This window comes from Hydrogenophaga sp. PAMC20947, assembly GCF_004795855.1.
Taxonomy (GTDB): Bacteria; Pseudomonadota; Gammaproteobacteria; order Burkholderiales; family Burkholderiaceae_C; genus Hydrogenophaga.
On the sequence record NZ_CP039252.1, the window covers coordinates 2,673,954 to 2,698,194 of the forward strand.

The following is a 24,241-nucleotide window of genomic DNA, read 5'->3' on the forward strand; positions in this document are numbered from 1 at the left end:
CCACCGCATGGGCATGCAAACACCCGCTCTGACGCCCGCATTTCCTGCGCATACACCGCGCTTTCTATAATCGGGACCTAAACCCTTCGGCCCGAACCCTTGCCGGCATCGATCTTGACCCCCCCAGCTACAACCACCGCCCACCCCTTGGACATCATCCTGGGGGACATGCAACAGGTCGATCGCGTGATCAGCGAGCGCCTCACCACCGAGGTGCCGCTCGTCCGCGAGGTGGCGCAATACATCATCTCGGCTGGCGGCAAACGCCTTCGGCCCGCCCTGCTGCTCCTGATCAGCGGCGCTCTAGGAAACCACCATCCCGACCGGTTCACCCTGGCTGCAGTGGTTGAATTCATCCACACCGCCACACTGCTGCACGACGATGTCGTGGATGAATCAACAATGCGCAGGGGGCGTCCTACCGCCAACGAGGCGTTTGGCAATGCACCGAGCGTATTGGTGGGCGACTTCCTCTACTCACGCGCCTTTCAGATGATGGTCGACGTGAACAACATGCGCGTGATGCAGGTGTTGTCTGACGCCACGAATGTGATCGCCGAGGGCGAGGTGCTACAGCTGATGAACATGCGCGATGCGTCCCTGGACGAGGCGGCCTACTTGCGGGTCATACGCTCCAAGACCGCCAAGCTCTTTGAGGCGAGTGCTCGCCTGGCGCCGATCATCGCCAACAGCTCATCGGCCATTGAAACAGCTTGTGCAACCTACGGTCAGGCACTGGGCACCGCGTTTCAAATCATCGACGACGTCCTTGACTACGAAGGCAGCGCCGACCTGCTGGGCAAGAACCTCGGTGATGACCTGCGAGAAGGCAAAGTTACGCTGCCGATCATTTGCGCGCTCAAAACAGCCAACGAACGTGAAAAGGCCATTCTTCGAAACGCCATCGAAGAGGGGGATCTTTCTCATCTGGGTGAGATCCTCGCGATCATTCGCGCGACCGGCGCCCTGGAATCCGCCCGGCAAACTGCTGCTGCAGAAGCCCAGCGGGCCATTGCTGCCGCACAGCAACTCCCCACCAACCGCTACTCTTCTGCGTTGCTGGAATTGGCCGCAGGGTTGCTGGAGCGCCGCACCTGATCGCTTTTCCCGATCCCTGACGGGAGGTTCACAAATTCCCCTCCTCCAAGGCGGGTGCAGCTGAGCCAGGCAGAACGACACGCTGCTGTACGCGGTGAACGCAGGCTCAATCCCCGCTTCTCTCGACCGCCCTGGCCTTTCGCTGACCGCGGAAAGGCCAGCCTTGGTGACGAAAGCAAGGCCCTCTCGACCTCGATACAACGCTTGAAGTGCGTGAATCGGTACTTTCAGCACAAGTTGCGTCAATAATAGCCGCCAAGTCATTGATTTAAGATAGATTACGGCTCTATGGCGTCTGCTGACACGATCATCCAAGACTCTCCCTCTCTGGCCTTGCCCGGGCTTGGGCGGGCGCTTGTCTCCGCTGGAAAACTGGGGCAAAAGGCCGCAGAGGACCTGTACAAAAAAGCGCAAAGCGCACGCACAAGCTTCATTGCCGAGCTGACTGGCTCCGGAGCCGTGTCGGCATCGGATCTCGCGCACACGATGTCCATCGCATTTGCAGCGCCACTTCTTGATCTGGATGCAATCGATCAAGAGCGGCTGCCCAAAAACCTGCTCGACTCCAAGATTTGCACGGACTACCGCATTGTGGTGCTCAGCAAGCGCAACAACCGCTTGCTGGTGGCAACCGCCGACCCATCTGACCAGCAAGCCGCAGAAAAGATCAAGTTTTCGACCCAACTGGGTGTCGATTGGGTGATTGCCGAGTTTGACAAGCTCAGCAAGCTGGTTGATGCGCTGTCCACCACGGCCAACGAGGCCATGGACAACATCATCGGGGGCGATTTCGAGTTTGACGAAGCGTCCACCGATACTGTGGAAGTTGAAACGAACGAAAAAGCTGTTTCGGCAGAAGTTGACGATGCCCCCGTCGTCAAGTTCCTGCACAAAATGCTTCTGGACGCTTTCAACATGCGGGCATCTGACTTGCACTTTGAGCCCTACGAGCACACCTACCGGGTGCGCTTCCGGGTAGACGGGGAGTTGCGGGAAATCGCCTCCCCCCCCATCGCGATCAAAGACAAACTAGCGTCCCGGATCAAAGTCATCTCCCGCATGGACATTTCGGAGAAGCGGATCCCCCAAGACGGGCGGATGAAGCTCAAAGTGGGTCCCGATCGGGTGATCGATTTCCGGGTGAGCTCGTTGCCCACCCTCTTCGGCGAGAAGATCGTCATCCGTATTCTCGACCCCAGCAGCGCCAAGGTGGGTATCGATGCGCTGGGTTATGAACCCGAAGAAAAAGAGCGCCTGATGGAGGCGATTTCCCGTCCCTACGGGATGGTTCTGGTAACCGGCCCAACAGGTTCAGGCAAGACCGTGTCTTTGTACACCTGCCTGAACATACTCAACAAGCCCGGCATCAACATCTCGACGGCTGAAGATCCGTCGGAGATCAACTTGCCAGGCGTCAACCAGGTCAACGTGAATGAGAAGGCTGGCTTGACGTTCGCCGCCGCGCTCAAGGCCTTCTTGCGCCAGGATCCAGACGTCATCATGGTGGGTGAGATTCGCGACCTCGAAACTGCGGACATCTCCATCAAAGCCGCACAGACGGGTCACATGGTGCTCTCTACGCTGCACACCAACGATGCGCCTACGACGCTCACGCGCATGATGAACATGGGAATACCCGTTTTCAACATCGCTTCCAGCGTCATCCTGATCACGGCACAGCGCTTGGCCAGGCGCCTGTGCGCCACCTGCAAAGTGACTTTGGACGTCCCGCGGAAAGCACTGCTGGACGCCGGATACACGGCGGAGGCGCTGGATGGCACCTGGACGCCCTACAAACCGGTGGGTTGCAGCGCTTGCAACAACGGCTACAAGGGCCGGGTGGGTATCTACCAGGTCATGCCCATTTCGGAAGAAATACAGCGCATCATTCTCAAGGGTGGCAGCGCCCTCGACATCGCACAACAAGCCGGCAAAGAGGGCGTCAGAACCCTGCGCCAATCTGGACTGCTCAAGGTCAAGCTGGGCCTCACTTCTCTTGAAGAAGTGCTCAGCGTGACCAACGAATAGTTCCGATCAGGACACAGCACCAGAGGAACACATGGCAACCGCAGCATTGAAAAAGGTGAAGGACTTTGTCTTCGAATGGGAAGGCAAAGACCGCAATGGCAAGCAGGTCCGCGGGGAGACACGCGCAGTCGGCCAGAACCAGGTCTTGGCGGCTCTGCGCCGCCAGGGCATTGTGCCCGGCAAGGTCAAAAAACGCCGCATGTCGTCGGGCAAGCGCATCAAGCCCAAAGACATCGCCATCTTCACGCGCCAGCTCGCCACCATGATGAAAGCAGGCGTACCCCTGCTGCAATCGTTCGATATTGTGGGCCGCGGGAATCCCAATCCCAATGTATCCAAGCTGTTGAACGATATTCGTTCCGATGTTGAAACCGGCACCTCGCTCAGCGGCGCCTTCCGCAAAAACCCGCTGTACTTTGACACGCTGTATTGCAACTTGATCGAAGCGGGAGAGACTGCCGGTATTCTGGAAGAGTTGCTGGACCGCCTGGCGGTCTACATGGAGAAGACCGAGGCCATCAAGTCGAAAATCAAGTCGGCTTTGATGTACCCCATCTCCGTTGTTATTGTCGCCTTTGTGGTGGTGGCTGTGATCATGATTTTTGTGATCCCTTCTTTCAAAGAGGTGTTCTCATCCTTCGGCGCGGACTTGCCCGGCCCAACATTGTTTGTCATCGCCATCAGTGAGTTCTTCACGGAATACTGGTGGCTGATCTTTGGTGGCATCGGCGGGGGACTGTACTTTTTCTTCCAGGCCTGGCGCCGAAACGAAAAGATGCAGCGGGTGATGGACCGGCTGATGCTGAAGATGCCCATTTTCGGCACATTGGTGGAGAAATCTGTGATCGCTCGGTGGACCAGAACGCTGGCAACGATGTTTGCGGCGGGCGTGCCTTTGGTGGAGGCACTGGACTCTGTGGGGGGTGCATCGGGCAATTCGGTCTATGCCATGGCCACCGAAAGAATCCAGCAAGAAGTCTCCACCGGGACCAGTCTCACCAACGCCATGACCAACGCCAACCTGTTTCCGTCCATGGTTTTGCAAATGTGCGCCATCGGTGAGGAGTCAGGTTCCATCGATCACATGTTGGGCAAAGCTGCTGACTTCTATGAGGCAGAGGTTGACGACATGGTTGCCGGTATCTCCAGCTTGATGGAACCCATCATCATCGTGGTTCTGGGAACCATCATTGGTGGCATCGTGGTCTCCATGTACCTGCCCATTTTCAAACTGGGTCAGGTTGTTTGATGGGCGGGACGGAGGCGCTGGATGCCTTGGCACTCGGCTTGCTGGGGCTGATGGTCGGCAGTTTTTTGAATGTGGTGATCCACCGTCTTCCCAAGATGATGGAACTGCGCTGGGTGGCGGAATGCGCTGAACTCAATCCCGTTGGTGACCAGAACTTCGAAGCAACGCCGCAGCCCGCGTTCAATCTGATGGTGCCCCGTTCGCGGTGTCCCCATTGCGGGCATGCGATCCAATGGTTTGAGAACATTCCCTTGATCAGCTATGTGGCGCTCAAGGGTCGGTGCCGTGGCTGTCATGCGGGTATTTCAGCCCGTTATCCGGCGGTTGAGCTTGTGTGCGCCGGACTCTTCGCTTGGTGTGGCTGGCAGTGGGGGCTCACTTGGTCGGGTCTTGCCTGGAGCGGTTTTTCTGCTGCCGTCTTGGCTTTGGCGTGTATTGACTGGGATACAACCCTCCTGCCCGACGACATCACCCTGCCCTTGCTTTGGGCGGGCTTGTGCGCAAGCGCACTGAACCTGAGCGGTACGGCCCTGCCCGATGCCGTGTGGGGTGCCGTTTTAGGGTATTTGTCATTGTGGCTGGTGTACTGGGCATTCAAACTGGCTACCGGCAAAGAAGGCATGGGATACGGCGACTTCAAGCTGTTCGCGGCCATTGGCGCTTGGTTCGGCTGGCAAGCATTGATTCCTGTGATCTTGATGTCATCCGTTATTGGCGCCATGGTCGGCATCGCTATCAAGATGTTCAGTCAGTTGCGCGAAGGTGGCTACGTGCCCTTTGGGCCTTTTCTTGCATTGGCCGCACTGACTTCCATGATCTTTGGCCCACAGGCCATCCTCAGCCTGATCGGGCTGTGAGCAAGAGCGCCCCCCCGTGGCGGATTGGCCTGACAGGCGGTATCGGCAGTGGGAAAAGCACCGTGGCTGAGATGTTGGGTTTGCGAGGCGCAGACGTGATTGACGCAGACGCCATTTCCCGCGCGACAACCGAGGCCGGTGGACTCGCGATGCCCGCTATCGGAGCTCAGTTCGGTCCGGACTTCGTCGCCCTCGACGGATCCATGGACCGAGAAAAAATGAGGGCCCAGGTGTTTGGGAGGGCCCGAGACAGGCAGCTTCTGGAGAGCATCATTCACCCGTTGGTGGCCCAAGAAATTCAACGGCGCATTCAAGCAAGCACTGCGTCTTGCCTGGTCTTTGACATCCCATTGTTGGTAGAAAGCAGCCATTGGCGAAGGCAGTTGGACCATATCCTTGTCATAGACTGCTCTGAGGACACCCAGATTCGAAGGGTTCAACGGCGCAACGCCTGGGACCGTGGCCAGGTCGAATCCGTGATCTCCAGCCAGTGCTCTCGTTTGAAGCGTTTGGCCGCCGCAGACACCGCGCTGCTGAACGATGGTGAAGATATCAAGGCCCTGGAAGTTCTTGTGGCTCGATGTGCTCACCAGTTCGGGCTATGATGAAACTCTCGCTTGCCCATCCGCACCAACTCTCCGCTGTGATCCTGTACGAATACCCCTTCAACGAACGCATCCGCACCTACCTGCGCCTGGAGCATCTCTTCCAGCGCCTCGAAGAGTTGCTGCCCCGAAGTCACGCGCTCGATCATCACTACGTGATTCAAACCATCTTTGAAATCATGGACGTTGCGGCTAGGGCCGACATGAAGTCGGATGTGCTGAAGGATATCGACAGGCACAAACTGCAGCTCAACAGCTACAGAGGCAACCCGGCTATTTCTGAGCGCGCGCTGGATGAAGTGATTGCTGAACTGGATGGCTGTTTTTCCGAACTCAACAAGCTGCAAGGCAAAACCGGCCAGGCTCTGACGGAGAACGACTGGTTGATGAGCATTCGCAGCCGAATCGGTATTCCAGGAGGGACGTGTGAGTTTGACCTGCCCGCCTACTTTGACTGGCAGCACCACAGCGTCCAACAGCGACAGACCGACTTGAGAGAGTGGGTACAAAATTTGGCTCCATTGGCGGAAGCCATTGCTTTGCTGATGAAAATGCTGCGCGACTCAGGTTCACCTCAAAAAGTGGTCGCACCGAGCGGACAGTTTCAACAAATTCTGCCCCAAGGACGGACGTTCCAGTTGCTCCGCTTGGGCATCAATCCCTCAACAGGCCTGATTCCGGAAATCAGTGGCAATCGGCTCATGCTTTCTGTGCGCCTCATGCGCCTCGGTGACGACGACCGTCTCCACAGCGCAGTGGAAGATGCCGCTTTTGAACTCACTTTGTGCGCTTGAGGAACGATGAGCAGCCATCGTCCTGAGTCTGCGCCAAGAACCGTGGACTGTCCCCAGTGTCGAGGGCAGAGCCTTTACTCACCTGGCAATCGCTTCAGACCATTTTGCAGCGAGCGCTGCAAGCAGATGGATCTGGGCGCGTGGGCCAGCGAAGACTTCAAACTACCCGAGCAAGAAGTTAACCAAGATCCTGGCTTCGAGCAAAGCTGATCGTCACCCGGGTGGCTCAATCATCCCGCCCCAGCGCCAACCATTCGAGCACAGGCACTGTGCCGGGCAATACCGGCGCTGACACCACGGGTAACTGCTCCCATGTGAAGCTTTGCCCTTCGCGCATTTCGAGCACGCCTGTCCACTCGTAAATCTTGCAAAAATGCAGCCTGACGAGGGCGTGGGGGTAGTCCACCAGCTTGTCTCTCCAAATGTGGACCTCGCCTATGGTGACGCCAATTTCTTCATGGAGCTCGCGTCTCAACGCCTGCTCCACAGACTCCCCCACCTCCAGCTTGCCTCCGGGAAACTCCCAGTACCCTGCGTAGGCCTTGCCAACGGGGCGTGAAGTTAGCAAGAACCGCTCATCACCGGCAATAAGGATCCCGACAGCGACATGAACCTCCGGACGATCGGATCCTTCCGGACGACGCAGATCTCCGTCCACCATCAAGACTGGTTCGCTGGGTTTCGTCATCGCTTCCTTGCCGCGCCCATCAGGACGCCAGTGAAGCCGCTCTGGCACCTGCGAAATCCCGTGCGAACTGATAGGCCACTCGGCCGCTGCGCGAGCCACGCTCCAGCGCCCATACCAAGGCCTGCGGATGTGCTGCAACAGCCTCTTCAGGTTCAATACCCATGACGGACAACCACTGGGACACGATCACAAGGTACTCTTCTTGGCTGAAAGGATAAAAACTCACCCAGAGGCCAAAGCGCTCGGAGAGCGATATTTTTTCCTCCACTACCTCGCCCGGGTGAACCTCGCCATCGGCGGTGTGGGTGTAGCTGAGGTTTTCCTTCATGTATTCAGGCAGCAGGTGCCGGCGATTGCTGGTCGCATAAATCAAAATGTTCTGACCCGCCGCAGAGATCGAACCGTCCAGGATCGACTTCAAGGCCTTGTAGCCCGGCTCACCATCTTCGAAGCTCAAATCATCACAGAACACGATGAAGCGCTCTGGCCGATCAGAAACCACGTCAACGATGTCTGGCAAATCCACCAAATCAGATTTGTCGACTTCAATCAAGCGCAGACCAAGGTGCATGTACTCGCCCAGGCACGCCTTCACCAAGGACGACTTGCCGGTACCTCTTGCACCCGTCAGCAAGACATTGTTCGCCGGCAGGCCTTGCACAAATTGCAAGGTATTGCGTTGAATTTTTTCTTTTTGGCCGTCAATCTCCTGAAGATCTGACAAATGCATCTGGGCCACCTGGCGCACGGGTTCCAGGACGCCATGACCGCTGCTGCGTTTGCGGTAGCGATAGGCCACCGATGCGTCCCAATCGGGCGCCCCCAGCGGTTGTGGAAGCACCGATTCGATACGCTGTATCAATTGTTCCGCGCGTTCCAGCAAACGTTCAAGCGAAAGGGTCATGAGCGGTAATCGGCATTGATGGTCACGTAGTCGTGGCTGAGGTCGCAAGTCCAGACGGTGTCGCTGACCGTTCCACGCTGCAACCCGATTCGCACCAGAATTTCAGGCTCTTTCATCACCCGTTGTCCGTCTTCCTCACGGTATTGCGGGTGTCGCCCGCCCGCCGTCACCACATGCACGTCACCCAGATGCAACTCAATCTGTGTTGCATCAAGGTCAGAAATGCCCGCATAACCCACCGCCGCCAGAATGCGACCCAAATTGGGATCGCTGGCAAAGAAGGCTGTTTTCACAAGCGGCGAATGCGCCACAGCGTAGGCTACCTTCAAACACTCTTCTGTATTTCGCCCACCATCCACCTGGATAGTGATGAATTTGGTCGCGCCTTCACCATCTCGAACGATTGCGTGAGCCAAAACCTGGGCCACCTGCGTCAGTGCCTTGACCAACGCTTGACCATCTGGTGTATTCAGATCGGCAATGGGTTTGTTGCCGGCTTGCCCCGTTGCCAGCACCACAAAGGAGTCATTGGTCGATGTGTCACCGTCGACGGTGACACGGTTAAAAGAAGCGTCTGCCAATTGTTTGGCCAATTGGTTCATCAGCGCAGGCTCCACCGCCGCATCGGTCGCGAGAAAGCCGAGCATGGTGGCCATATTGGGACGGATCATGCCCGCCCCTTTGGCAATGCCAGTGGCACTGAACCTTTTTTCCGCCGAGGTCCAGCCCACGCTGGCGGCTTTGGGCAAGGTGTCGGTGGTCATGATGGCTTCGGCAGCCAGCAGCCAACGGGCCGCCTCGCCCGCCTGCCCCGACCCGGCGCTTTCAAGCGCCTTGGGCAGACCCGCCAACAGGCGGTCCAATGGCAAGGGCTCCATGATCACACCGGTGGAAAACGGCAACACCTGCTCGTGCTGAAAGCCCATGGCTCGCGCCAGAGCAGCACAGGTTTGTCGAGCGTCTGACAGCCCAGACGCCCCTGTTCCGGCGTTGGCATTCCCTGTATTGATCACGATCGCGCGAATTGGTTGGCCAGCAGCCAGATGCTCACGACAAACCTGCACGGGTGCGGCGGCAAAGCGGTTCTGTGTGAACACGGCACCCACCGCGCACCCCTCTTCCACCAAAAAAATGGTCAGGTCTTTGCGGTTGACCTTGCGGATGGCCGCCTCGGCCACACCGATCCGCACGCCGGATATCGCCAACAGATCCGCCACGTCGGGTGTTTGAAGGAGAACTGGCATAAAAACTCCAAAAAAAGTCGATTCAAGAGCCCAGCCTGCTGCTGGACTTGCCGACGAGGGCAAAACGATGGCGCAGTCAGGTCAATTGGCCGTGGCAGTGCTTGTATTTCTTGCCACTGCCACAAGGGCAAGGCTCGTTGCGCCCAACGCGCACGACGTCTCCCTCAGGTGCGGTATCCGAAACGGCCCCCACGCTCTCGGGGTCACCCGTTTCGTTTGGCGCGGTGTACGTCACGTTGACCATTTGTTCGCCACGCTCTTCAATTTGTTCTGCGGCATCGGCCACCTGCTCGGCCGATTGAACTTTCACGTTCATCAAAATGCGGGTCACGTCGTTTTTCACGCTGTCCAGCAATTGCCCAAACAACACAAATGCTTCACGTTTGTACTCTTGCTTGGGCTGCTTCTGGGCGTAGCCACGCAGATGAATACCTTGTCGCAGGTAATCCAGGGCTGACAAATGCTCGCGCCACTGGCTGTCGATCGTCTGCAGCAGCACCATGCGCTCGAACTGGGTGAAGTTCTCTTCGCCCACCAAAGTCAACTTCTCGGAGAAAGCGGACTTGGCCGCCGCAAGGACGCGCTCAACCACTTCCTCAGAGTCAATGGAATCGGCATCCGAAACCCAGGAAGCCACAGGAGCATCAACAATCCATTCGTCATTGAGCGCTTTTTCTAAGTTCGCAAGATCCCACTGCTCTTCCACACTGCCCTCGGGAACGAACTGGCGCACCAAATCGGTAAAAGCGCCATCGCGCAGTGCATCAATCTGGGCACGCAGATCGGCCGCGTCGAGAATGTCGTTGCGTTGCTGATAGATCACTTTGCGTTGATCATTGGAGACGTCGTCGTACTCCAGCAGTTGCTTGCGAATATCGAAGTTGCGCGCCTCAACCTTGCGCTGGGCACTTTCAATGCTCCGTGTGACCATGCCCGCTTCAATCGCCTCACCCTCAGGCATCTTCAGGCGATCCATGATGGCCCGCACGCGGTCCCCCGCGAAGATGCGCATCAGCGAATCGTCAAGGCTCAGGTAGAAGCGGGAAGAGCCCGGGTCCCCCTGGCGGCCTGAGCGTCCACGAAGCTGGTTGTCGATACGGCGGCTCTCATGGCGCTCGGTGGCAATGATGCGCAAGCCGCCCAAAGCCTTGACTTTGTCTTGATCCGCCTGCCATTGTGTGCGCACTGCTTCAAGGCGATTGGCCTTGGCCGTCTCATCCAGAGATTCGTCTGTTTCGACGATAGCCAGCATTTTTTCAAGGTTTCCACCAAGAACGATGTCGGTTCCCCGACCCGCCATGTTGGTGGCGATCGTGATGGCAGAAGGCTGCCCCGCCTGCACGATGATGTCAGCCTCGCGTGCATGCTGCTTGGCGTTGAGCACTTCGTGGGGGAGGTTTTCTTTGACGAGCAGTTCCGCGATGATTTCGGAGTTTTCGATCGAAGAAGTTCCGACCAGCACCGGCTGCCCACGTTCGTGGCACTCCCGGATATCCTGGATCGCTGCAGCGTACTTTTCCTGCGTGGTCTTATAAACGCGATCCAGCTGATCGTTTCGCTTGCTCGGGCGGTTGGCGGGAATCACCACCGTTTCCAGTCCGTAAATTTCCTGGAACTCATACGCTTCTGTATCGGCGGTGCCAGTCATGCCCGACAGCTTGCCGTACAAGCGGAAATAGTTTTGAAAGGTGATCGATGCCAAGGTCTGGTTCTCTGGCTGGATGGCCACGCCTTCTTTCGCCTCGACCGCCTGGTGAAGTCCGTCGCTCCATCGGCGGCCTGACATCAGGCGACCGGTGAACTCATCCACGATGACGATCTCACCCGCCTGATTCACGTAGTGCTGATCGCGGTGGTACAGGTGGTGCGCCTTGAGTGACGTCACCAGGTTGTGCATCAGCGCGATGTTGGATGGATCGTACAGAGAAGCACCTTCGGGCAAGAGCCCTGCCTCGCTAAGCAAGCGCTCGGCATTCTCATGGCCTTGCTCTGTCATGTGAATCGAGTGCCCCTTCTCGTCCACGGTGAAATCGCCTGCCTTGATCACACCCTCTCCGGTGCGTGGGTCTGCCTCGCCCTCTTGACGAACCAGATGGTGCACCAGCGCCTTGATCGCCTGGTATACCTGCGTCTGATCCTCGGCCTGCCCACTGATGATCAAAGGCGTGCGTGCCTCGTCAATCAGAATGGAGTCGACTTCGTCAACGATGGCGTAGTTCAGGCCCCGCTGAACACGATCAGCGACCTCGTAGACCATGTTGTCGCGGAGGTAGTCAAATCCATACTCGTTGTTGGTGCCGTAGGTGATGTCAGCCTGGTAGGCTGCCTGCTTTTCCTCCCGGGGGGCCTGGGGAAGATTGATGCCGACACGGAGTCCGAGGAAAGTGTATAGACGTCCCATCCATTGGGCGTCGCGGCTGGCAAGGTAGTCGTTCACGGTCACGACATGCACGCCTTTGCCAGTCAGGGCATTGAGATAGACCGGCAAAGTCGCGGTCAGCGTTTTGCCCTCTCCCGTGCGCATTTCAGCCACTTTGCCGTGGTGAAGAGCCAGGCCGCCCACCATCTGGACATCAAAGTGACGCATTTTCATGACACGTTTGCTCGCCTCCCTCACCACGGCAAATGCCTCTGGCAAGACCGCCTCCAATGCTTCCCCGTCCGCAATCCGTTTTTTGAAGACTTCTGTTTGCCCCTTCAGCTCATCGTCGCTGAGCTTCTCGAATTGCGGTTCAAGGCCATTGATGTGCTCCACCGTTTTGCGGTAGGTCTTGAGCAATCGATCATTGCGACTACCGAATATTTTGGTGAGAATGTTTGTGGCCATACGTGCAGTCAGGCCTCACCGCCAGAAGCGGTCAGGCCAGAGTTAAATAACAGGAATTTTTTGCCAGTGTCACCGACCAGCCTCGGGATGCCCCTGATCTGCCGGCGATTGCTGCTGTTTCAAGAGCAAAAGCTCAGATTTTAACGGGTGCCCACTTAAGGCAGCTTCAGGGCTTGCGCGGGGCGCGAAGTTCGGCGGCCGCAAGATTTTCACCGGCGTTGAGGAAACGCCGTGGATCTTGGACCACGCCCGCCACCCAGACTTCGAAATGCAGGTGCGGACCGGTGGATCGGCCCGTTGATCCCACTTCGGCAATTTTTTGACCCCGCTTGATGATGTCGCCCTTTTTGACAAAGACCCGAGAAGCGTGCGCATAGCGGGTGATCAGGTTGTTACCGTGATCCACTTCGATCATGTTCCCATAGGCGTGGTGTTCGTCTTGCACGATCACTACACCCCCTGCAGCCGCAAAAATGGGCGTTCCCGTGTCAGCAGGAAAATCGAGACCCGTGTGGAGCGCACTTTTGCCTGTGATGGGATCGATTCTGAATCCAAATGGGGAACCCACTCGAGCACCCAAAACAGGCTCCTGTGTGGGAACCAGATTGCGTTGCATCTGTTGATCAAAGAGCCTGGATTCAACGACCGTGAGCCAATCAACACGCGAACCCGTGAGTTGGCTCAAGTCATCCATTGCGCTGTTCAATGCATCCATGCTCAAAGAGCGCCCGCCCACCAGCACACCACCGGCGCCAGCGGGCGCAGGTTTGAACTCTTCGGGATTGAGGCCTGCCAGGCCTGCCACACGTTCGCCGAGCGAATCGATCTGCATCATGCGCGCCTGCATTTCACCCAGCTTGCGGGCCATGGCATCCAGGTTTTCGCGCATATACAGCGCCGACGTTTCTGCCCGCTTGGGTGCCACGATTCGAGCCACTGAACTGAACCCCGGCCATCCCTGGCGCACACCCTCGAGAAAGACCCAGTGGTAGGCGGTGACCGAAGTCAGCATGAGCAACAGGGATGCCAGGACTCCGAGCCCGACCAAACGGATGCCCGTCAGATGCATGGCCTGGCTTTTGGCCAGCCAGCCATCCGTGATAATGATGTGCACTTAATCAACCTTTCTTCATGGATCTGCCCTGGAGGCGGCTTTCCCCACTTTTTGCATGACCTCTGGCAAACGGATACAAACCACCTTCAGCCTAGAAGAGGCTGCAGATGCTGCGCCCTCGCTGGGTGCCTTGAGGGAGCGCATCAAAGCCTCCCAGTGGTGCCTTGACCAAGTCAGGCACCTGATCCCGAGCACTTTGCGTGCTCACGTCAAATCGGGCCCCCTCCAAGAGGGTGAATGGTGTTTGCTCGTCGGCAATGCCGCTGCCTCAACAAAGCTGCGCCAACTTCTGCCGGCCCTGCAGAAGGAACTGGTCCGCAACGGCGGACAGGTTACCTCGATTCGCCTGAAAGTCCAATCCCACGCTCGCTGACCAATGCCAATGAGATGTGAGTGGTGCCGCTTGTCTGACTCGAACAGACGACCTATCGCTTACAAGGCGATTGCTCTACCAACTGAGCTAAAGCGGCAAATGGGAAACGGTCGCTATTTTACTTGACCCGCTTGAGCACCGGACGACCCCCGCGAGGCGGTGGCGGCTCGGGTGGTGTATCGCTGGCCTCATGAGCTGCATTGGCTTCTCCGGCGGGCTCGGTCGGTACCGCCCTCAGCGGTGGGCGCACCGAACCTCCCCCTGGCGGCGACAAATCCTCGCCCTCAGGCATCTCTGTCTCGGCACCCAACGCTGCGATGACGCGCGGACTTGGCGCAGGGAAGGCCATTCCCTGGCCATTTTCCCGGGCATAAATGGCCACCACATGGCTGATCGGCACAACGATATCGCGCGAGACGCCACCAAAGCGGGCCTTGAACTCTACAAAATCATTGCCCAAACGCAGATTGCTGGTCGCATCGACGCTGACGTTGAGAACGATCTCACCGTTCTTGACGAAGTCCATCGGCACCTGCACTGAAGCATCCACCTGTACCGCGAGATACGGCGAATACCCATTATCGCTACACCACTCATGCAATGCGCGAATCAGGTAGGGTCGGGTAGAAGGGCTGTCCTGCTCGGAAATGTTCACTGGCCTGGCTCGTTCAAAAATGCCGGTGCCCTTCGAGCACCGGCCACAGCTTTACTTGCGCATCACCTTTTCAGAAGGTGTGAGCGCTTCGATGTAGGCAGGGCGTGAAAAAATACGCTCGGCGTATTTCAGCAACGGCGCTGCATTTTTGCTCAGCTCAATGCCGTAGAAGTCGAGGCGCCAGAGCAAGGGTGCGATGGCGACGTCCAGCATCGAGAAGTTATCGCCGAGCATGAATTTGTTTTTCAGGAACACGGGCGCCAGCTGGGTCAGGCGGTCGCGAATATGCGAGCGGGCCTTTTCCAGTGCCTTTTCATTGCCTTTGACGCTGCGCGCCTCGAGCACGGAAACATGGGCGAACAGTTCTTTCTCAAAGTTGAGCAAGAACAGACGGACGCGCGCGCGATCCACCGGGTCGCCGGGCATCAGCTGCGGATGGGGAAATCGCTCATCGATGTACTCATTGATGATGTTCGATTCGTAGAGGATCAAGTCGCGTTCGACCAAAATGGGCACCTGCCCGTAAGGGTTCATCACACTGATGTCTTCGGGCTTGTTGTAGAGGTCCACATCCCGAATTTCAAAGTCCATGCCCTTTTCGAACAAGACGAAACGGCAACGGTGGGAGTAAGGGCAAGTAGTACCCGAATACAAAACCATCATGGTGAGAGTCTCCTTAATGCAAAAAACAGTGGAGGACCGTTTGGCCGCATGCATGCGGCGCCAGCCCTGCCACTGTGAAGATTCGACCCGCCGTTTAGCGAGGCCGATCAATGTGTGATTACTTGATGTCTTTCCAGAACGCGGCATTCAGACGCCACGCCACCAGGGTGAAGGCAGCCAAAAACAACAACACCCAGACACCGATGCGAACACGGGTATTTTGAGCGGGCTCGGCCATCCACTGCATGTAGGCCACGAGGTCGCCCATGTTGTTGTTGAATTCCGCTTCGCTCATGGTGCCAGGCTTCACGGCTTCCCAGCCCTTGAGCACCTCGACCTCAGCACCATGGCTCTCTGCCTTGGTATGGATTGGCTCACGCTCTCCCTGCAACTGCCAGAACGGATTGGGCATGCCGACGTTGTGGAACACCATGTTGTTCCAGCCCGTTGGGCGGGCGGGGTCACGGTAGAACGTGCGCAGGAAAGTGTAAATGTAGTCAGCGCCCGTCCCGCCAGAACCAGCACGCGAGCGAGCGATCACGGTCAAGTCGGGCGGGTTGGCGCCGAACCATTCTTTCGCCTGATTCGGGTCGATGGACGCTTTCATGGTGTCACCGATTTTGTCCGTGGCGAAGGTCAGGTTTTCGGCGATCTGCTTGTCATTGAGCCCAATGTCGCGCAAGCGGTTGTAGCGCATGTAGGCCGCCGAGTGGCAACTCAGGCAATAGTTGACAAACAATTTCGCACCGTTTTGCAGTGAGGCCATGTCATTGGTGCGGTTGGGCGCCTTGTCCAGCGGAAATCCCCCGCCAGCAGCCATTGCAGCGCCAGACAGGCCCAAGGCCAGCGCAAAACCCAGAAGAATTTTTTTCATTTGTTTGACTCTCCGTGTCACAGGAAGGGCTTCAGTGAGGCGTGAAGGTAACGCGGCTGGGCACCGTCTTGAACTCGCCCAGACGACTCCACCAAGGCATCAGCAGGAAGAAACCAAAATAGAACAAGGTACCCACCTGAGACACCCGCTCACCCACAGGGGATGGCGGCTGCACGCCCAGATAGCCGAGAATCAGGAAGTTGATCACGAAGATCGTGTAGAGCCACTTGACCAAGTTTGGACGGTAACGGATCGACTTCACTGGACTGAAGTCCAGCCAGGGCAGGAAGAACAGGATCACCACCGCGCCGCCCATGGCGACGACACCCCAGAACTTGGCATCAATCGCATACAGCAGGCCCACGGCCACAACGGCAGCGCCAACCACGGCCATTTTCAGCATGCCGCTGATTTTGGCTTTGGCCACACCCAGCAACGCACCCAGCACCACGCAGATCATGAGCACATAGACCATTTCACCGGTGATGGCACGCAGCATCGAATAGAACGGCGTGAAGTACCAGACAGGCGCAATGTGCAAAGGCGTCACCAGCGGATCAGCCGGAATGAAGTTGTTGTACTCGAGGAAGTAACCGCCCAGCTCTGGCGCGAAGAAAACAATCGCCGAAAACACCATCAGGAACACCGACACGCCAAAAATGTCATGCACGGTGTAGTAAGGATGGAAGGGGATGCCGTCCAGCGGAATACCCTTTTCGTCCTTGGTCGCCTTGATTTCGACGCCATCGGGGTTGTTCGAACCCACATCGTGCAAAGCCAGCAAGTGAGCGACCACCAGACCCAGCAGCACCAGCGGCACGGCGATAACGTGGAAACTGAAGAATCGATTCAACGTGGCGTCACCCACCACGAAGTCGCCACGGATCAGCAAAGCCAGATCGGGGCCAACAAACGGGATCGCGGAGAACAGGTTCACGATCACCTGAGCACCCCAGTAGCTCATCTGACCCCAGGGCAACAGGTAACCCATGAAGGCCTCACCCATCAACACCAGAAAGATGGCGCAACCAAAGATCCACACCAGCTCGCGCGGCTTGCGGTACGAGCCGTAGAGCAATCCGCGGAACATGTGGAGATACACGACCACGAAGAAGGCCGATGCGCCCGTAGAGTGCATGTAGCGGATCAACCAGCCCCACGGCACGTCGCGCATGATGTACTCAACCGACGCAAACGCGAGGTTTGCATCCGGCTTGTAGTGCATCACCAGGAAGATGCCTGTCACGATCTGGATCACCAGCACCAGCAAGGCCAGCGAGCCGAAGATGTACCAGAAGTTGAAGTTTTTCGGAGCGTAGTACTCCGACATGTGGACGCGGTACGCATCAAACGCGGTCGGAAAACGGTTTTCAAACCAGTTGGTCACCTGCGCACCGACGGGTGCACCGGGAGGGAGTTCTTTGAATTCAGCCATGGGTTGCCTCAATGATCGGTGGACTGCGCAGAGCGGCTCAGGCCGCTTTATCTTCACCAATCAAAACCACGGTATCGGACACGTAGTAATGAGGCGGGATTTCCAGGTTGTCGGGTGCTGGCTTGTTCTTGAACACGCGCCCAGCAAGGTCAAATGTCGAGCCGTGGCAAGCGCACAAGTAGCCCCCCACCCAGTTGTCGGGCAGCGAAGGCTGCGGGCCTGTGGTGAATTTGTCGCCCGGCGAGCACCCCAGGTGGGTGCAAATACCGATGCCGATGAAATACTCGGGCTTGATGGACCGGTGCTGATTCAGCGCGTATGCCGGCGTGGGGTATGTTTTGCGTTCGGAATTGGGGTCTGCCAGGTCACCTTCGATCTTGGCCAGGTTGGCCAACTCTTCTTCCGTGCGGCGCATGATCCAGATCGGTTTGCCGCGCCAGGCAACGACTTTTTTCGTGCCAGGCGCCACATCAGAAATATCCACTTCCACGGAGGCGCCTGCCGCTTTGGCGCGCTCGGATGGCTGGAAGGAGCTCACAAAAGGGACTGCGACGGCTGCCGCGCCCACACCACCCATAGCGGCGGAGGTGATCAGCCAAGTTCGACGACTGCTGTCCACTGCAGGCGCTCCAACGGTTGCTTCACTCATGGATTTCTTTCAAAGTCGTTTCTGAATGGGGGACCCACTGGGGTCAACCCGGCATTGTACCGGACGGTAACAAGGGTCAGGCCCGGGACTGAGCCCCGCAGTAGGACATTGTGACGGGCCAGTAACAACAGCTTGCTGACAAAGATCACACAACGAGGGGTATTCTCAATAACACCAAGGTGTTCCATGCGAGAATTTTTTCAGCTGACTCGCTTGCCAGTGAATAATTTCTACCCACACGTTTTGAGGACACAACATGAGCATGATGCAAGAATTTAAGGAATTTGCCGTCAAGGGCAACGTGATCGACTTGGCTGTCGGTGTGATCATCGGCGGGGCGTTTGGCAAGATTGTGGGCTCGCTGGTCGAGGACGTGATCATGCCCGTCGTGGGAGCCATCTTTGGAAACATGGATTTCAGCAACCTGTTTGTCACACTGGGCGCAGTGCCCGATGGCACGGCCACGACGCTGGCCGCGATGAAGGAAGCGGGTGTTCCCGTCTTGGCCTATGGCAACTTCATCACGGTCGCCATCAACTTCATGATTCTGGCCTTCATCATCTTCATGATGGTCAAGCAAATCAACCGCATGAAGCGCGAAGAGCCAGCAGCCGAAGCTGCACCCGAAGTGACGCCGGAAGATGTGGTGTTGCTGCGCGAAATCCGCGACAGCCTGCGCAAATAGACCAGCCATTTTCAGCCGCCCGCTTCAAAAAAGTGTGGGTGGCTAATTCTATGGAGACAGGCCCGAGCAGGCGTCCTGCGCGGCATCGATCGCGGCCAGCAAGCTGCTGGCACTGGCTCGTCCTGTTCCGGCGAGATCGAAGGCCGTGCCATGGTCCGGGCTGGTCCTGACAAAAGGCAAGCCCAAGGTGGTATTGACACCGTGCTCCAGGCCCAGCAGCTTCACGGGTATCAGACCTTGATCGTGGTACATCGCAATCACCACATCAAACTCGCCCTGGCGGGCCCGCATAAAAACGGTGTCGGGTGCGTGCGGGCCGTTGACATTGATGCCCTGATCTTGCATTCGCCGAACGGCGGGTGAGATCACCTCAACTTCCTCGCTACCAAACAACCCCCCCTCCCCGCGTGAGGATTGAGGCCGGACACACCGATGCGCAAGCTGTTCCAGCCCAGACGGCGGAAGTGTTCATAGGTGATTCGAATCGTACTGGCGACACGGTCCGTGGTGACCGCGTCCAGCGCATTCCGCAAAGACACATGAATGCTCACCAACACGGTGCGCAAATCTGGTGAGCTCAGCATCATGCGTACAGGCAGTTCCTGGACGGAAACACCGAGGTGTGCGGCAGACAGCGCCTGGAGGTATTCGGTGTGGCCGGGATGCTCGACACCCGCCAACGCCAGCGACTCTTTGTGAATTGGCGCGGTCACCAGGCCGCAGGCGGCCCCGCTCAACACAGCCCCAGCACCCACCCGGATACATTCCGCCGCAGCCTTGCCCGCCTGGGCGCTCACCACGCCCCACTCGGGCCGCACAGGAAGCTCACAAGCCTGCAACACAGCCACATGCGCTTCAGGTACCTGCCCGCGACGCTCCAGCGTGGGAATCGGCCAAAACAACACGGGTTCGCTGCCCCCAGCTTTGGCCACTAACAGGGCAGCGGTCTCTAGCGTCGCCAGATTCCCGGCAATCACCACCGCATGCTTCAACGCGGGGCGCTCGGTCAAAGCCTTGGCGATGATCTCAGGCCCAATCCCGGCGGGATCTCCCATGCTGATCACCAAAGGGCGCATCGACTCCGGTACAGAAGATGGTTCAGCCAGCATCACGACCTCATGCCGGGTTGGGAATATCAATGAACTGGTGGGCAATGCCCAGCTGACTTGCCACGTGTGCAGCCACTGCGGGTGCCCCATAGCGTTCCGAGGCGTGGTGGCCGCAAGCGATGTAGGCCACACCACATTCCCGAGCGTAATGCGCTTGGGGCTCAGAGATTTCACCAGTGATGAACACCTCGGCGCCGGCTGCAATGGCCGCTTCAAAGTAGCCTTGGGCGCCCCCGGTACACAGCGCAACCCGCTCAATAGGTTGATCGTTCGGGGCAATCAGCGTTACTGGGCGTCCCAACTGCTGTTCAACCCAAAGGGCAAGCGTTGCCGCAGAACGTTCGGCGCGCACACCAAGAAAGCCCAAGGACTGCTCACCAAAGCGAACCGGCTCAGCACCCACCCAGTGAATTCCCAGGTGGCGCGCCAGTTGTGCGTTGTTGCCCAGGGTGAGATGGGCGTCCAGTGGCAAGTGGTAGGCAAACAGATTGATTTCGTGCGCCAACAACCGAGCCAGGCGCTGCTTCATCCACCCTGTGACCCGCCCATCCTGCCCGCGCCAGAACAATCCATGGTGCACAAACAGTGCGTCAGCTCCGACCTCGATCGCTGCATCGATCAGTGCCAAACTCGCCGTGACACCCGAAACCACGCTGCGGATCTCCTTCTTACCCTCAACCTGCAGCCCATTGGGCCCATAGTCTTTGAACGCTGCGGGCTGCAGCAGGTCGTCAAAGGCACTCAGGAGTACATCACGGGAAACAGAAGATTCTGGTGAATTCATGGCGGAACGACACAATGGAAACTATGCCAACGGCCTCAACGGGGCCAGTTGGTTGGACTTTGCATTCTGACAGCCATCCTGCTCAACAACTTTGAGCAGGCGACACAAGCACCTGAGGAAAAAGTGTTGCCGAAACTCATTCAATGCATGGCCTTCTGGGCTTGCTCAGCCTCCTCCATCTTCCGGGTGAAGAACCGGTAAAACCAGATCGCCATGCCGATCATGAATACGATGCCTGAAATGCTGAACAAGCCGTAATCGGTAGAAAAAAGGTCGACGATCGCTTTCATAGTGTTCTCCATGCTTTCTGATAATGCATCCATTGCAACCGAAGCAGCGATTGAACGCCTTGACTTGGGTCAAACCACCCAAAATCCCATGCTCCGGGAAGCTCCGCATGACCCAAGCTGTGCACAGCGCAGCTTTTTTGGGATGAGAGGCCAGGCGCGAATTCCAGGGTCAGACCGGCCGACTGATCCGGTTTTGCAACAATACAGATTGACCGAACAACCACAACCTACAAGGGCTCGGTTCAGAACAGGCGCCTGAAACGCCTGTTGGTTTGTGTGTGCCAGCGGTACACGATGCGCCACGAAGGCCCGCCAGTGCACCGCATTTTGAACCTGAAAGCGCGTCGCGGGAGAATGCAGCGCTTACCTGATCTGCATTTGCAGGACAATATCCTCGCTAGCGCTGATCTGCATTCAGGTCGGCGCTGCCTATGTGCACTGGACCCTGAACACCCCATGAAACGACTCTGGCTGGTTTTTTCCCAATCTGTAACGGTCTTGCTGGCGGCGTTTTTCGTCATCGCAACGCTCAAGCCCGAGTGGCTCAACCGCAAGCCGATCGTGGCATCTGTGGTGCCCGTTTTCGAGTCAAACGAACCCGTTGCATCCGGCGGTGGGACCCAGGGCTTCAGCGCGGCGGCGCGCATTGCATCGCCCGCCGTGGTCAGCATCAACACCAGCAAGGCTCCAGAAACCGGTCCGTTGGCGAACGATCCGTGGTCGCGATTCTTTTTCGGAGAACAAGGCCAATCCCAGCCCCAAGCGGGCTTGGGATCTGGCGTGATCGTCAGCCCAGCCGGCTACATCCTCACAAACAACCACGTGATTGAAGAGGCCGATCAAATCGAGGTCCTCCTGAACGACGGCCGGAAAAGTGCGGCTCAAGTGATCGGCACAGATCCCGAGACCGATTTGGCGATCCTGAAGGTCGACCTGAAGGAGTTGCCTGTGATCACCCTTGGCGATTCCGACGGCCTGGCCATTGGCGACCAGGTTCTGGCCATCGGTAACCCGTTTGGCGTCGGGCAAACGGTCACCAGCGGCATTGTCAGCGCGCTCGGACGCACCCAACTGGGCATCAACACGTTCGAAAATTTCATCCAGACAGACGCCGCGATCAACCCCGGCAATTCGGGCGGAGCCCTGGTTGATACGGGTGGCCGCCTGATGGGCATCAACACGGCCATTTACTCCCGATCCGGGGGCTCCATGGGCATCGGGTTTGCCATTCCAACCTCCACGGCCAAGAACGTGCTGGAGGCGATTGTGCGCGACGGACAGGTCACGCGCGGCTGGATCGGCGTTGAGCCCCAGGACCTTTCCCCCGAGCTGGCTGAGAGCTTTGGCCTGAGCACAAATGTGGGCGTGATCATCACAGGCGTGCTACAAAACGGCCCTGCCGCAAAAGCCGGTATTCGCCCGGGTGACGTGATCACCCAGGTGGCGGGTCGCTCCGTGAGCAATGTGGCCCAGCTGCTATCGGCTGTCGCCGCATTGAAACCAGGCACGGCCGCCCAGCTGGATGTGGTGCGCAAAGACGGCAAAGAGACCATCGAAGTGACGCCCGGCAAACGCACGCGGCCACGATTGCAGGAACAACAACGCTGACGCCCTACCCTGACGCCTCCGCGTCAGGTCATTGATTGGGTCCGCAATTCACCGACGTTGTTGGCCGCCACCGCGTGAACCGCGCAAAGACCCGTCAAGTGGGACTGAACGACCGGAATGTGCTCACGGAACACCTGCCTACCGCCTCGCCCCAGGCGGCGCCTCATAGGATCCAACAAATCTGAACACCCTTGCTTGCGGAACCTCTGCCGAAACCAGCCTGGAGCCAGCGGGCACTAACATCAATCTCGCTTGCCGGGATCCTTTGAATCGACGCCACCCAAGGTCCGGATCCATCCCCCGGCTGGTTCGACCCCACGATCAACCTTCGAGACTGCCTTAAGAAGAAGACTCATCAGACTCTGGCGAAGCTTCTTCGGAGTCTGGTTTGGCCGAGTTGGTGACGAACCACCGTGAGCCCCAGATGCCCAGCTCATACAACAGGCACATGGGCACGGCCAAAGCAAGCTGGGAGATCACATCGGGTGGCGTCACCACCGCTGAAATCACGAAGGCAACCACAATGAAATAGCCTCGAAACTCCTTGAGCTTCTGCACCGAGACCATGTTCATCTTAACGAGCAACACCACCACAATCGGGACCTGGAATGCCAGGCCGAAAGCCAGATAAAGCGACAGGATCGCCTCTACGTACGAAGCGATGTCGGGGGTTGCCGCCACACTCTTTGGCGTGAACTGTTGAATGAAGCCAAACATCTTGTCCAGCACAAAGAACTGGACAAATGCAATGCCTGTGTAGGCCAGCAAGCTGCCCAACACAATCAGCGGAATGGCAAAACGCTTTTCGTGGCCGTAAAGCCCTGGTGCAACGAAAGCCCAGATCTGGTACATCCACCACGGCAACGACATCACCAAGGCAGTCATCCCCAAGACTTTCAATGGAATGAAGAAGGGTGTAAAAACACCCACAGCGATCAGTTTGGCATCCGGTGGCATGTGGGCCCGAATCGGAACAGCAATCCAGTCGATCAGACCGCTGGGGCCTGGCCAGAAGGCCAGCGCCGCCATGCACAAACCCAAACCTGCCAGCCCCAGCATCAGCCGGTTGCGCAACTCCATCAGGTGCTGGACAAAAGGCTGTTCGGTACCGGCCAGCTCGTCGTTGGAATTTGAGGTATCGGTCATCAACGCGTTGAGGAAAAAGTACGGGGGCGGAAGCGCGCCACACGAGCCGCTCCTGACTGGGTACGGGTTCGCACACCTGTGCGGGCTTTGTACCACTGGGGCATTGCCTTTTGCTTGATGCGCCAGTTCTTTTTGGGGCGGGTGTAAACCGGGTAGCCATCGCTCCCGATACCGCCCATCGAATCGGAACCGTAATCAAGCCCCTCCAGTCCAGCCGTCGCTTCTGACCAGGATTTCTCGAAATCGTTGGCCGTGGACTGCATGGAGCCTTGCACATCGCGCGCCGCCCCCTCCACCGAATCCTTCATGCGCTTGAGCTCTTCCAGATCCATAGATCGGTTGACCTCTGCTTTCACGTCGGCCACGTAGCGTTGCGCTTTGCCCAGCAACGCCCCCACTGTCCGGGCCACGCGCGGAAGCTTTTCGGGGCCGATCACAATGAGGGCCACCGCTCCGATGAGGGCAAGTTTGGAGATGCCCAGATCAATCATGTGTCAGCTGTCCTGATGTCAAGGGAGTCCCTGAGCCTGTGTGCCCAAGAACCGTTAGCCGCGGTGGCCTG

23 protein-coding genes, 1 tRNA gene and 1 pseudogene are annotated in these 24,241 nt (G+C 57.8%); 9 read left to right on the forward strand and 16 right to left on the reverse strand.

Going from position 1 to position 24,241, the window contains the following annotated elements; translation table 11 throughout:
• Nucleotides 1-168: 168 nt before the first annotated feature.
• From E5678_RS12025 to E5678_RS12055, 7 genes are all read left to right on the forward strand, one after another.
• Entirely contained in the window at nt 169-1,098 is a 930-nt protein-coding gene (locus E5678_RS12025) for a polyprenyl synthetase family protein (protein WP_136180749.1), read from the forward strand.
• A 288-nt stretch (nt 1,099-1,386) separates the two neighbouring features.
• Nucleotides 1,387-3,126 (forward strand): type IV-A pilus assembly ATPase PilB, encoded by a 1,740-nt coding sequence (gene pilB / locus E5678_RS12030; RefSeq protein ID WP_136178749.1) that lies wholly within the window; start codon nt 1,387-1,389, stop codon nt 3,124-3,126.
• 31 nt (nt 3,127-3,157) lie between these two features.
• Nucleotides 3,158-4,375: a type II secretion system F family protein gene (locus E5678_RS12035; protein ID WP_136178750.1), complete on the forward strand. Its 1,218-nt coding sequence runs from the start codon at nt 3,158-3,160 to the stop codon at nt 4,373-4,375.
• Nucleotides 4,375-5,232 carry an A24 family peptidase gene (locus E5678_RS12040; RefSeq protein ID WP_136178751.1) on the forward strand — a complete coding sequence of 286 codons (858 nt, stop codon included), beginning with the start codon at nt 4,375-4,377 and terminating at the stop codon, nt 5,230-5,232. Before E5678_RS12035 ends, E5678_RS12040 begins: the two co-directional genes overlap by 1 nt.
• 71 nt (nt 5,233-5,303) lie before the next feature.
• Entirely contained in the window at nt 5,304-5,837 is a 534-nt protein-coding gene (coaE, locus tag E5678_RS12045) for a dephospho-CoA kinase (RefSeq protein ID WP_247597027.1), read from the forward strand.
• Between the two features lie 38 nt (nt 5,838-5,875).
• Nucleotides 5,876-6,631: a cell division protein ZapD gene (zapD, locus tag E5678_RS12050; protein ID WP_136178753.1), complete on the forward strand. Its 756-nt coding sequence runs from the start codon at nt 5,876-5,878 to the stop codon at nt 6,629-6,631.
• A 6-nt stretch (nt 6,632-6,637) separates the two neighbouring features.
• The gene (locus E5678_RS12055) at nt 6,638-6,841 is read left to right on the forward strand and encodes a DNA gyrase inhibitor YacG (protein ID WP_136178754.1); all 204 of its coding nucleotides are present in this window, start codon (nt 6,638-6,640) and stop codon (nt 6,839-6,841) included.
• A gap of 16 nt (nt 6,842-6,857) precedes the next feature.
• Here the strand turns inward: E5678_RS12055 and E5678_RS12060 are convergent, their stop codons facing one another.
• The 11 genes from E5678_RS12060 to petA form a co-directional block, all read right to left on the reverse strand.
• On the reverse strand, nt 6,858-7,292 hold the full coding sequence (locus tag E5678_RS12060) for an NUDIX domain-containing protein (protein ID WP_247597028.1): 435 nt from the start codon (nt 7,290-7,292) through the stop codon (nt 6,858-6,860).
• A 46-nt stretch (nt 7,293-7,338) separates the two neighbouring features.
• Nucleotides 7,339-8,223 (reverse strand): ATP-binding protein, encoded by an 885-nt coding sequence (locus E5678_RS12065; RefSeq protein WP_136178756.1) that lies wholly within the window; start codon nt 8,221-8,223, stop codon nt 7,339-7,341.
• Nucleotides 8,220-9,467, reverse strand: coding sequence for a bifunctional glutamate N-acetyltransferase/amino-acid acetyltransferase ArgJ (gene argJ, locus E5678_RS12070; protein WP_136178757.1), 1,248 nt, complete (start codon nt 9,465-9,467; stop codon nt 8,220-8,222). The genes E5678_RS12065 and argJ overlap by 4 nt, the downstream gene beginning before the upstream one ends.
• Before the next feature lie 76 nt (nt 9,468-9,543).
• Complete coding sequence (gene secA / locus E5678_RS12075; protein WP_136178758.1) at nt 9,544-12,294, reverse strand: preprotein translocase subunit SecA; 2,751 nt, start codon at nt 12,292-12,294, stop codon at nt 9,544-9,546.
• 166 nt (nt 12,295-12,460) lie between these two features.
• A complete protein-coding gene (locus E5678_RS12080; RefSeq protein WP_247596759.1) occupies nt 12,461-13,408 on the reverse strand; it encodes a M23 family metallopeptidase in 948 nt (315 codons plus the stop codon).
• A gap of 394 nt (nt 13,409-13,802) precedes the next feature.
• A tRNA-Thr gene (locus E5678_RS12090) sits at nt 13,803-13,878 on the reverse strand.
• Between the two features lie 21 nt (nt 13,879-13,899).
• A complete protein-coding gene (locus E5678_RS12095; protein WP_210731905.1) occupies nt 13,900-14,436 on the reverse strand; it encodes a ClpXP protease specificity-enhancing factor in 537 nt (178 codons plus the stop codon).
• A 51-nt stretch (nt 14,437-14,487) separates the two neighbouring features.
• Entirely contained in the window at nt 14,488-15,099 is a 612-nt protein-coding gene (locus E5678_RS12100; protein ID WP_136178760.1) for a glutathione S-transferase N-terminal domain-containing protein, read from the reverse strand.
• A 118-nt stretch (nt 15,100-15,217) separates the two neighbouring features.
• Complete coding sequence (locus tag E5678_RS12105) at nt 15,218-15,973, reverse strand: cytochrome c1 (RefSeq protein WP_136178761.1); 756 nt, start codon at nt 15,971-15,973, stop codon at nt 15,218-15,220.
• Between the two features lie 31 nt (nt 15,974-16,004).
• On the reverse strand, nt 16,005-17,408 hold the full coding sequence (locus E5678_RS12110) for a cytochrome bc complex cytochrome b subunit (protein WP_136178762.1): 1,404 nt from the start codon (nt 17,406-17,408) through the stop codon (nt 16,005-16,007).
• Nucleotides 17,409-17,445: 37 nt separating this feature from the next.
• On the reverse strand, nt 17,446-18,057 hold the full coding sequence (petA, locus tag E5678_RS12115; RefSeq protein WP_136178763.1) for a ubiquinol-cytochrome c reductase iron-sulfur subunit: 612 nt from the start codon (nt 18,055-18,057) through the stop codon (nt 17,446-17,448).
• A 256-nt stretch (nt 18,058-18,313) separates the two neighbouring features.
• Between petA and mscL the strand changes: the two genes are divergently transcribed.
• Complete coding sequence (gene mscL, locus E5678_RS12120; protein ID WP_136178764.1) at nt 18,314-18,742, forward strand: large conductance mechanosensitive channel protein MscL; 429 nt, start codon at nt 18,314-18,316, stop codon at nt 18,740-18,742.
• Nucleotides 18,743-18,790: 48 nt separating this feature from the next.
• Here mscL and pdxA read toward each other — a convergent pair.
• The 3 genes and pseudogenes from pdxA to E5678_RS12135 all read right to left on the reverse strand — a co-directional run bounded on the left by pdxA (nt 18,791) and on the right by E5678_RS12135 (nt 20,925).
• Nucleotides 18,791-19,818: pseudogene (gene pdxA, locus E5678_RS12125) on the reverse strand (4-hydroxythreonine-4-phosphate dehydrogenase PdxA).
• A 40-nt stretch (nt 19,819-19,858) separates the two neighbouring features.
• Nucleotides 19,859-20,635 carry a Nif3-like dinuclear metal center hexameric protein gene (locus tag E5678_RS12130; RefSeq protein WP_136178765.1) on the reverse strand — a complete coding sequence of 259 codons (777 nt, stop codon included), beginning with the start codon at nt 20,633-20,635 and terminating at the stop codon, nt 19,859-19,861.
• 140 nt (nt 20,636-20,775) lie between these two features.
• On the reverse strand, nt 20,776-20,925 hold the full coding sequence (locus E5678_RS12135; RefSeq protein WP_136178766.1) for a DUF3149 domain-containing protein: 150 nt from the start codon (nt 20,923-20,925) through the stop codon (nt 20,776-20,778).
• A gap of 456 nt (nt 20,926-21,381) precedes the next feature.
• On the opposite strand from E5678_RS12135, the gene E5678_RS12140 reads away from it, so the two are divergent.
• The gene (locus E5678_RS12140; RefSeq protein ID WP_136178767.1) at nt 21,382-22,533 is read left to right on the forward strand and encodes a Do family serine endopeptidase; all 1,152 of its coding nucleotides are present in this window, start codon (nt 21,382-21,384) and stop codon (nt 22,531-22,533) included.
• 339 nt (nt 22,534-22,872) lie between these two features.
• On the opposite strand, the gene tatC is transcribed toward E5678_RS12140, so the two are convergent.
• Both tatC and E5678_RS12150 read right to left on the reverse strand, forming a co-directional pair.
• Complete coding sequence (gene tatC / locus E5678_RS12145; protein WP_136178768.1) at nt 22,873-23,679, reverse strand: twin-arginine translocase subunit TatC; 807 nt, start codon at nt 23,677-23,679, stop codon at nt 22,873-22,875.
• Nucleotides 23,679-24,170, reverse strand: coding sequence for a twin-arginine translocase TatA/TatE family subunit (locus E5678_RS12150; protein ID WP_136178769.1), 492 nt, complete (start codon nt 24,168-24,170; stop codon nt 23,679-23,681). Before E5678_RS12150 ends, tatC begins: the two co-directional genes overlap by 1 nt.
• Nucleotides 24,171-24,241: the final 71 nt, after the last annotated feature.

Excerpts from the sequence above, each read along its gene's own strand:
- E5678_RS12060 (WP_247597028.1), bottom strand. The coding sequence starts at position 7,292 with ATGGTGGACGGAGATCTGCGTCGTCCGGAAGGATCCGATCGTCCGGAG.
- E5678_RS12055 (WP_136178754.1), top strand. The coding sequence starts at position 6,638 with ATGAGCAGCCATCGTCCTGAGTCTGCGCCAAGAACCGTGGACTGTCCC.
- argJ (WP_136178757.1), bottom strand. The coding sequence starts at position 9,467 with ATGCCAGTTCTCCTTCAAACACCCGACGTGGCGGATCTGTTGGCGATA.
- coaE (WP_247597027.1), top strand. The coding sequence starts at position 5,304 with ATGTTGGGTTTGCGAGGCGCAGACGTGATTGACGCAGACGCCATTTCC.
- E5678_RS12035 (WP_136178750.1), top strand. The coding sequence starts at position 3,158 with ATGGCAACCGCAGCATTGAAAAAGGTGAAGGACTTTGTCTTCGAATGG.
- E5678_RS12100 (WP_136178760.1), bottom strand. The coding sequence starts at position 15,099 with ATGATGGTTTTGTATTCGGGTACTACTTGCCCTTACTCCCACCGTTGC.
- petA (WP_136178763.1), bottom strand. The coding sequence starts at position 18,057 with ATGAGTGAAGCAACCGTTGGAGCGCCTGCAGTGGACAGCAGTCGTCGA.
- E5678_RS12135 (WP_136178766.1), bottom strand. The coding sequence starts at position 20,925 with ATGAAAGCGATCGTCGACCTTTTTTCTACCGATTACGGCTTGTTCAGC.
- E5678_RS12065 (WP_136178756.1), bottom strand. The coding sequence starts at position 8,223 with ATGACCCTTTCGCTTGAACGTTTGCTGGAACGCGCGGAACAATTGATA.
- mscL (WP_136178764.1), top strand. The coding sequence starts at position 18,314 with ATGAGCATGATGCAAGAATTTAAGGAATTTGCCGTCAAGGGCAACGTG.
- E5678_RS12105 (WP_136178761.1), bottom strand. The coding sequence starts at position 15,973 with ATGAAAAAAATTCTTCTGGGTTTTGCGCTGGCCTTGGGCCTGTCTGGC.
- E5678_RS12110 (WP_136178762.1), bottom strand. The coding sequence starts at position 17,408 with ATGGCTGAATTCAAAGAACTCCCTCCCGGTGCACCCGTCGGTGCGCAG.
- E5678_RS12040 (WP_136178751.1), top strand. The coding sequence starts at position 4,375 with ATGGGCGGGACGGAGGCGCTGGATGCCTTGGCACTCGGCTTGCTGGGG.
- E5678_RS12140 (WP_136178767.1), top strand. The coding sequence starts at position 21,382 with ATGAAACGACTCTGGCTGGTTTTTTCCCAATCTGTAACGGTCTTGCTG.
- E5678_RS12025 (WP_136180749.1), top strand. The coding sequence starts at position 169 with ATGCAACAGGTCGATCGCGTGATCAGCGAGCGCCTCACCACCGAGGTG.
- tatC (WP_136178768.1), bottom strand. The coding sequence starts at position 23,679 with ATGACCGATACCTCAAATTCCAACGACGAGCTGGCCGGTACCGAACAG.
- pilB (WP_136178749.1), top strand. The coding sequence starts at position 1,387 with ATGGCGTCTGCTGACACGATCATCCAAGACTCTCCCTCTCTGGCCTTG.
- E5678_RS12150 (WP_136178769.1), bottom strand. The coding sequence starts at position 24,170 with ATGATTGATCTGGGCATCTCCAAACTTGCCCTCATCGGAGCGGTGGCC.
- E5678_RS12130 (WP_136178765.1), bottom strand. The coding sequence starts at position 20,635 with ATGAATTCACCAGAATCTTCTGTTTCCCGTGATGTACTCCTGAGTGCC.
- secA (WP_136178758.1), bottom strand. The coding sequence starts at position 12,294 with ATGGCCACAAACATTCTCACCAAAATATTCGGTAGTCGCAATGATCGA.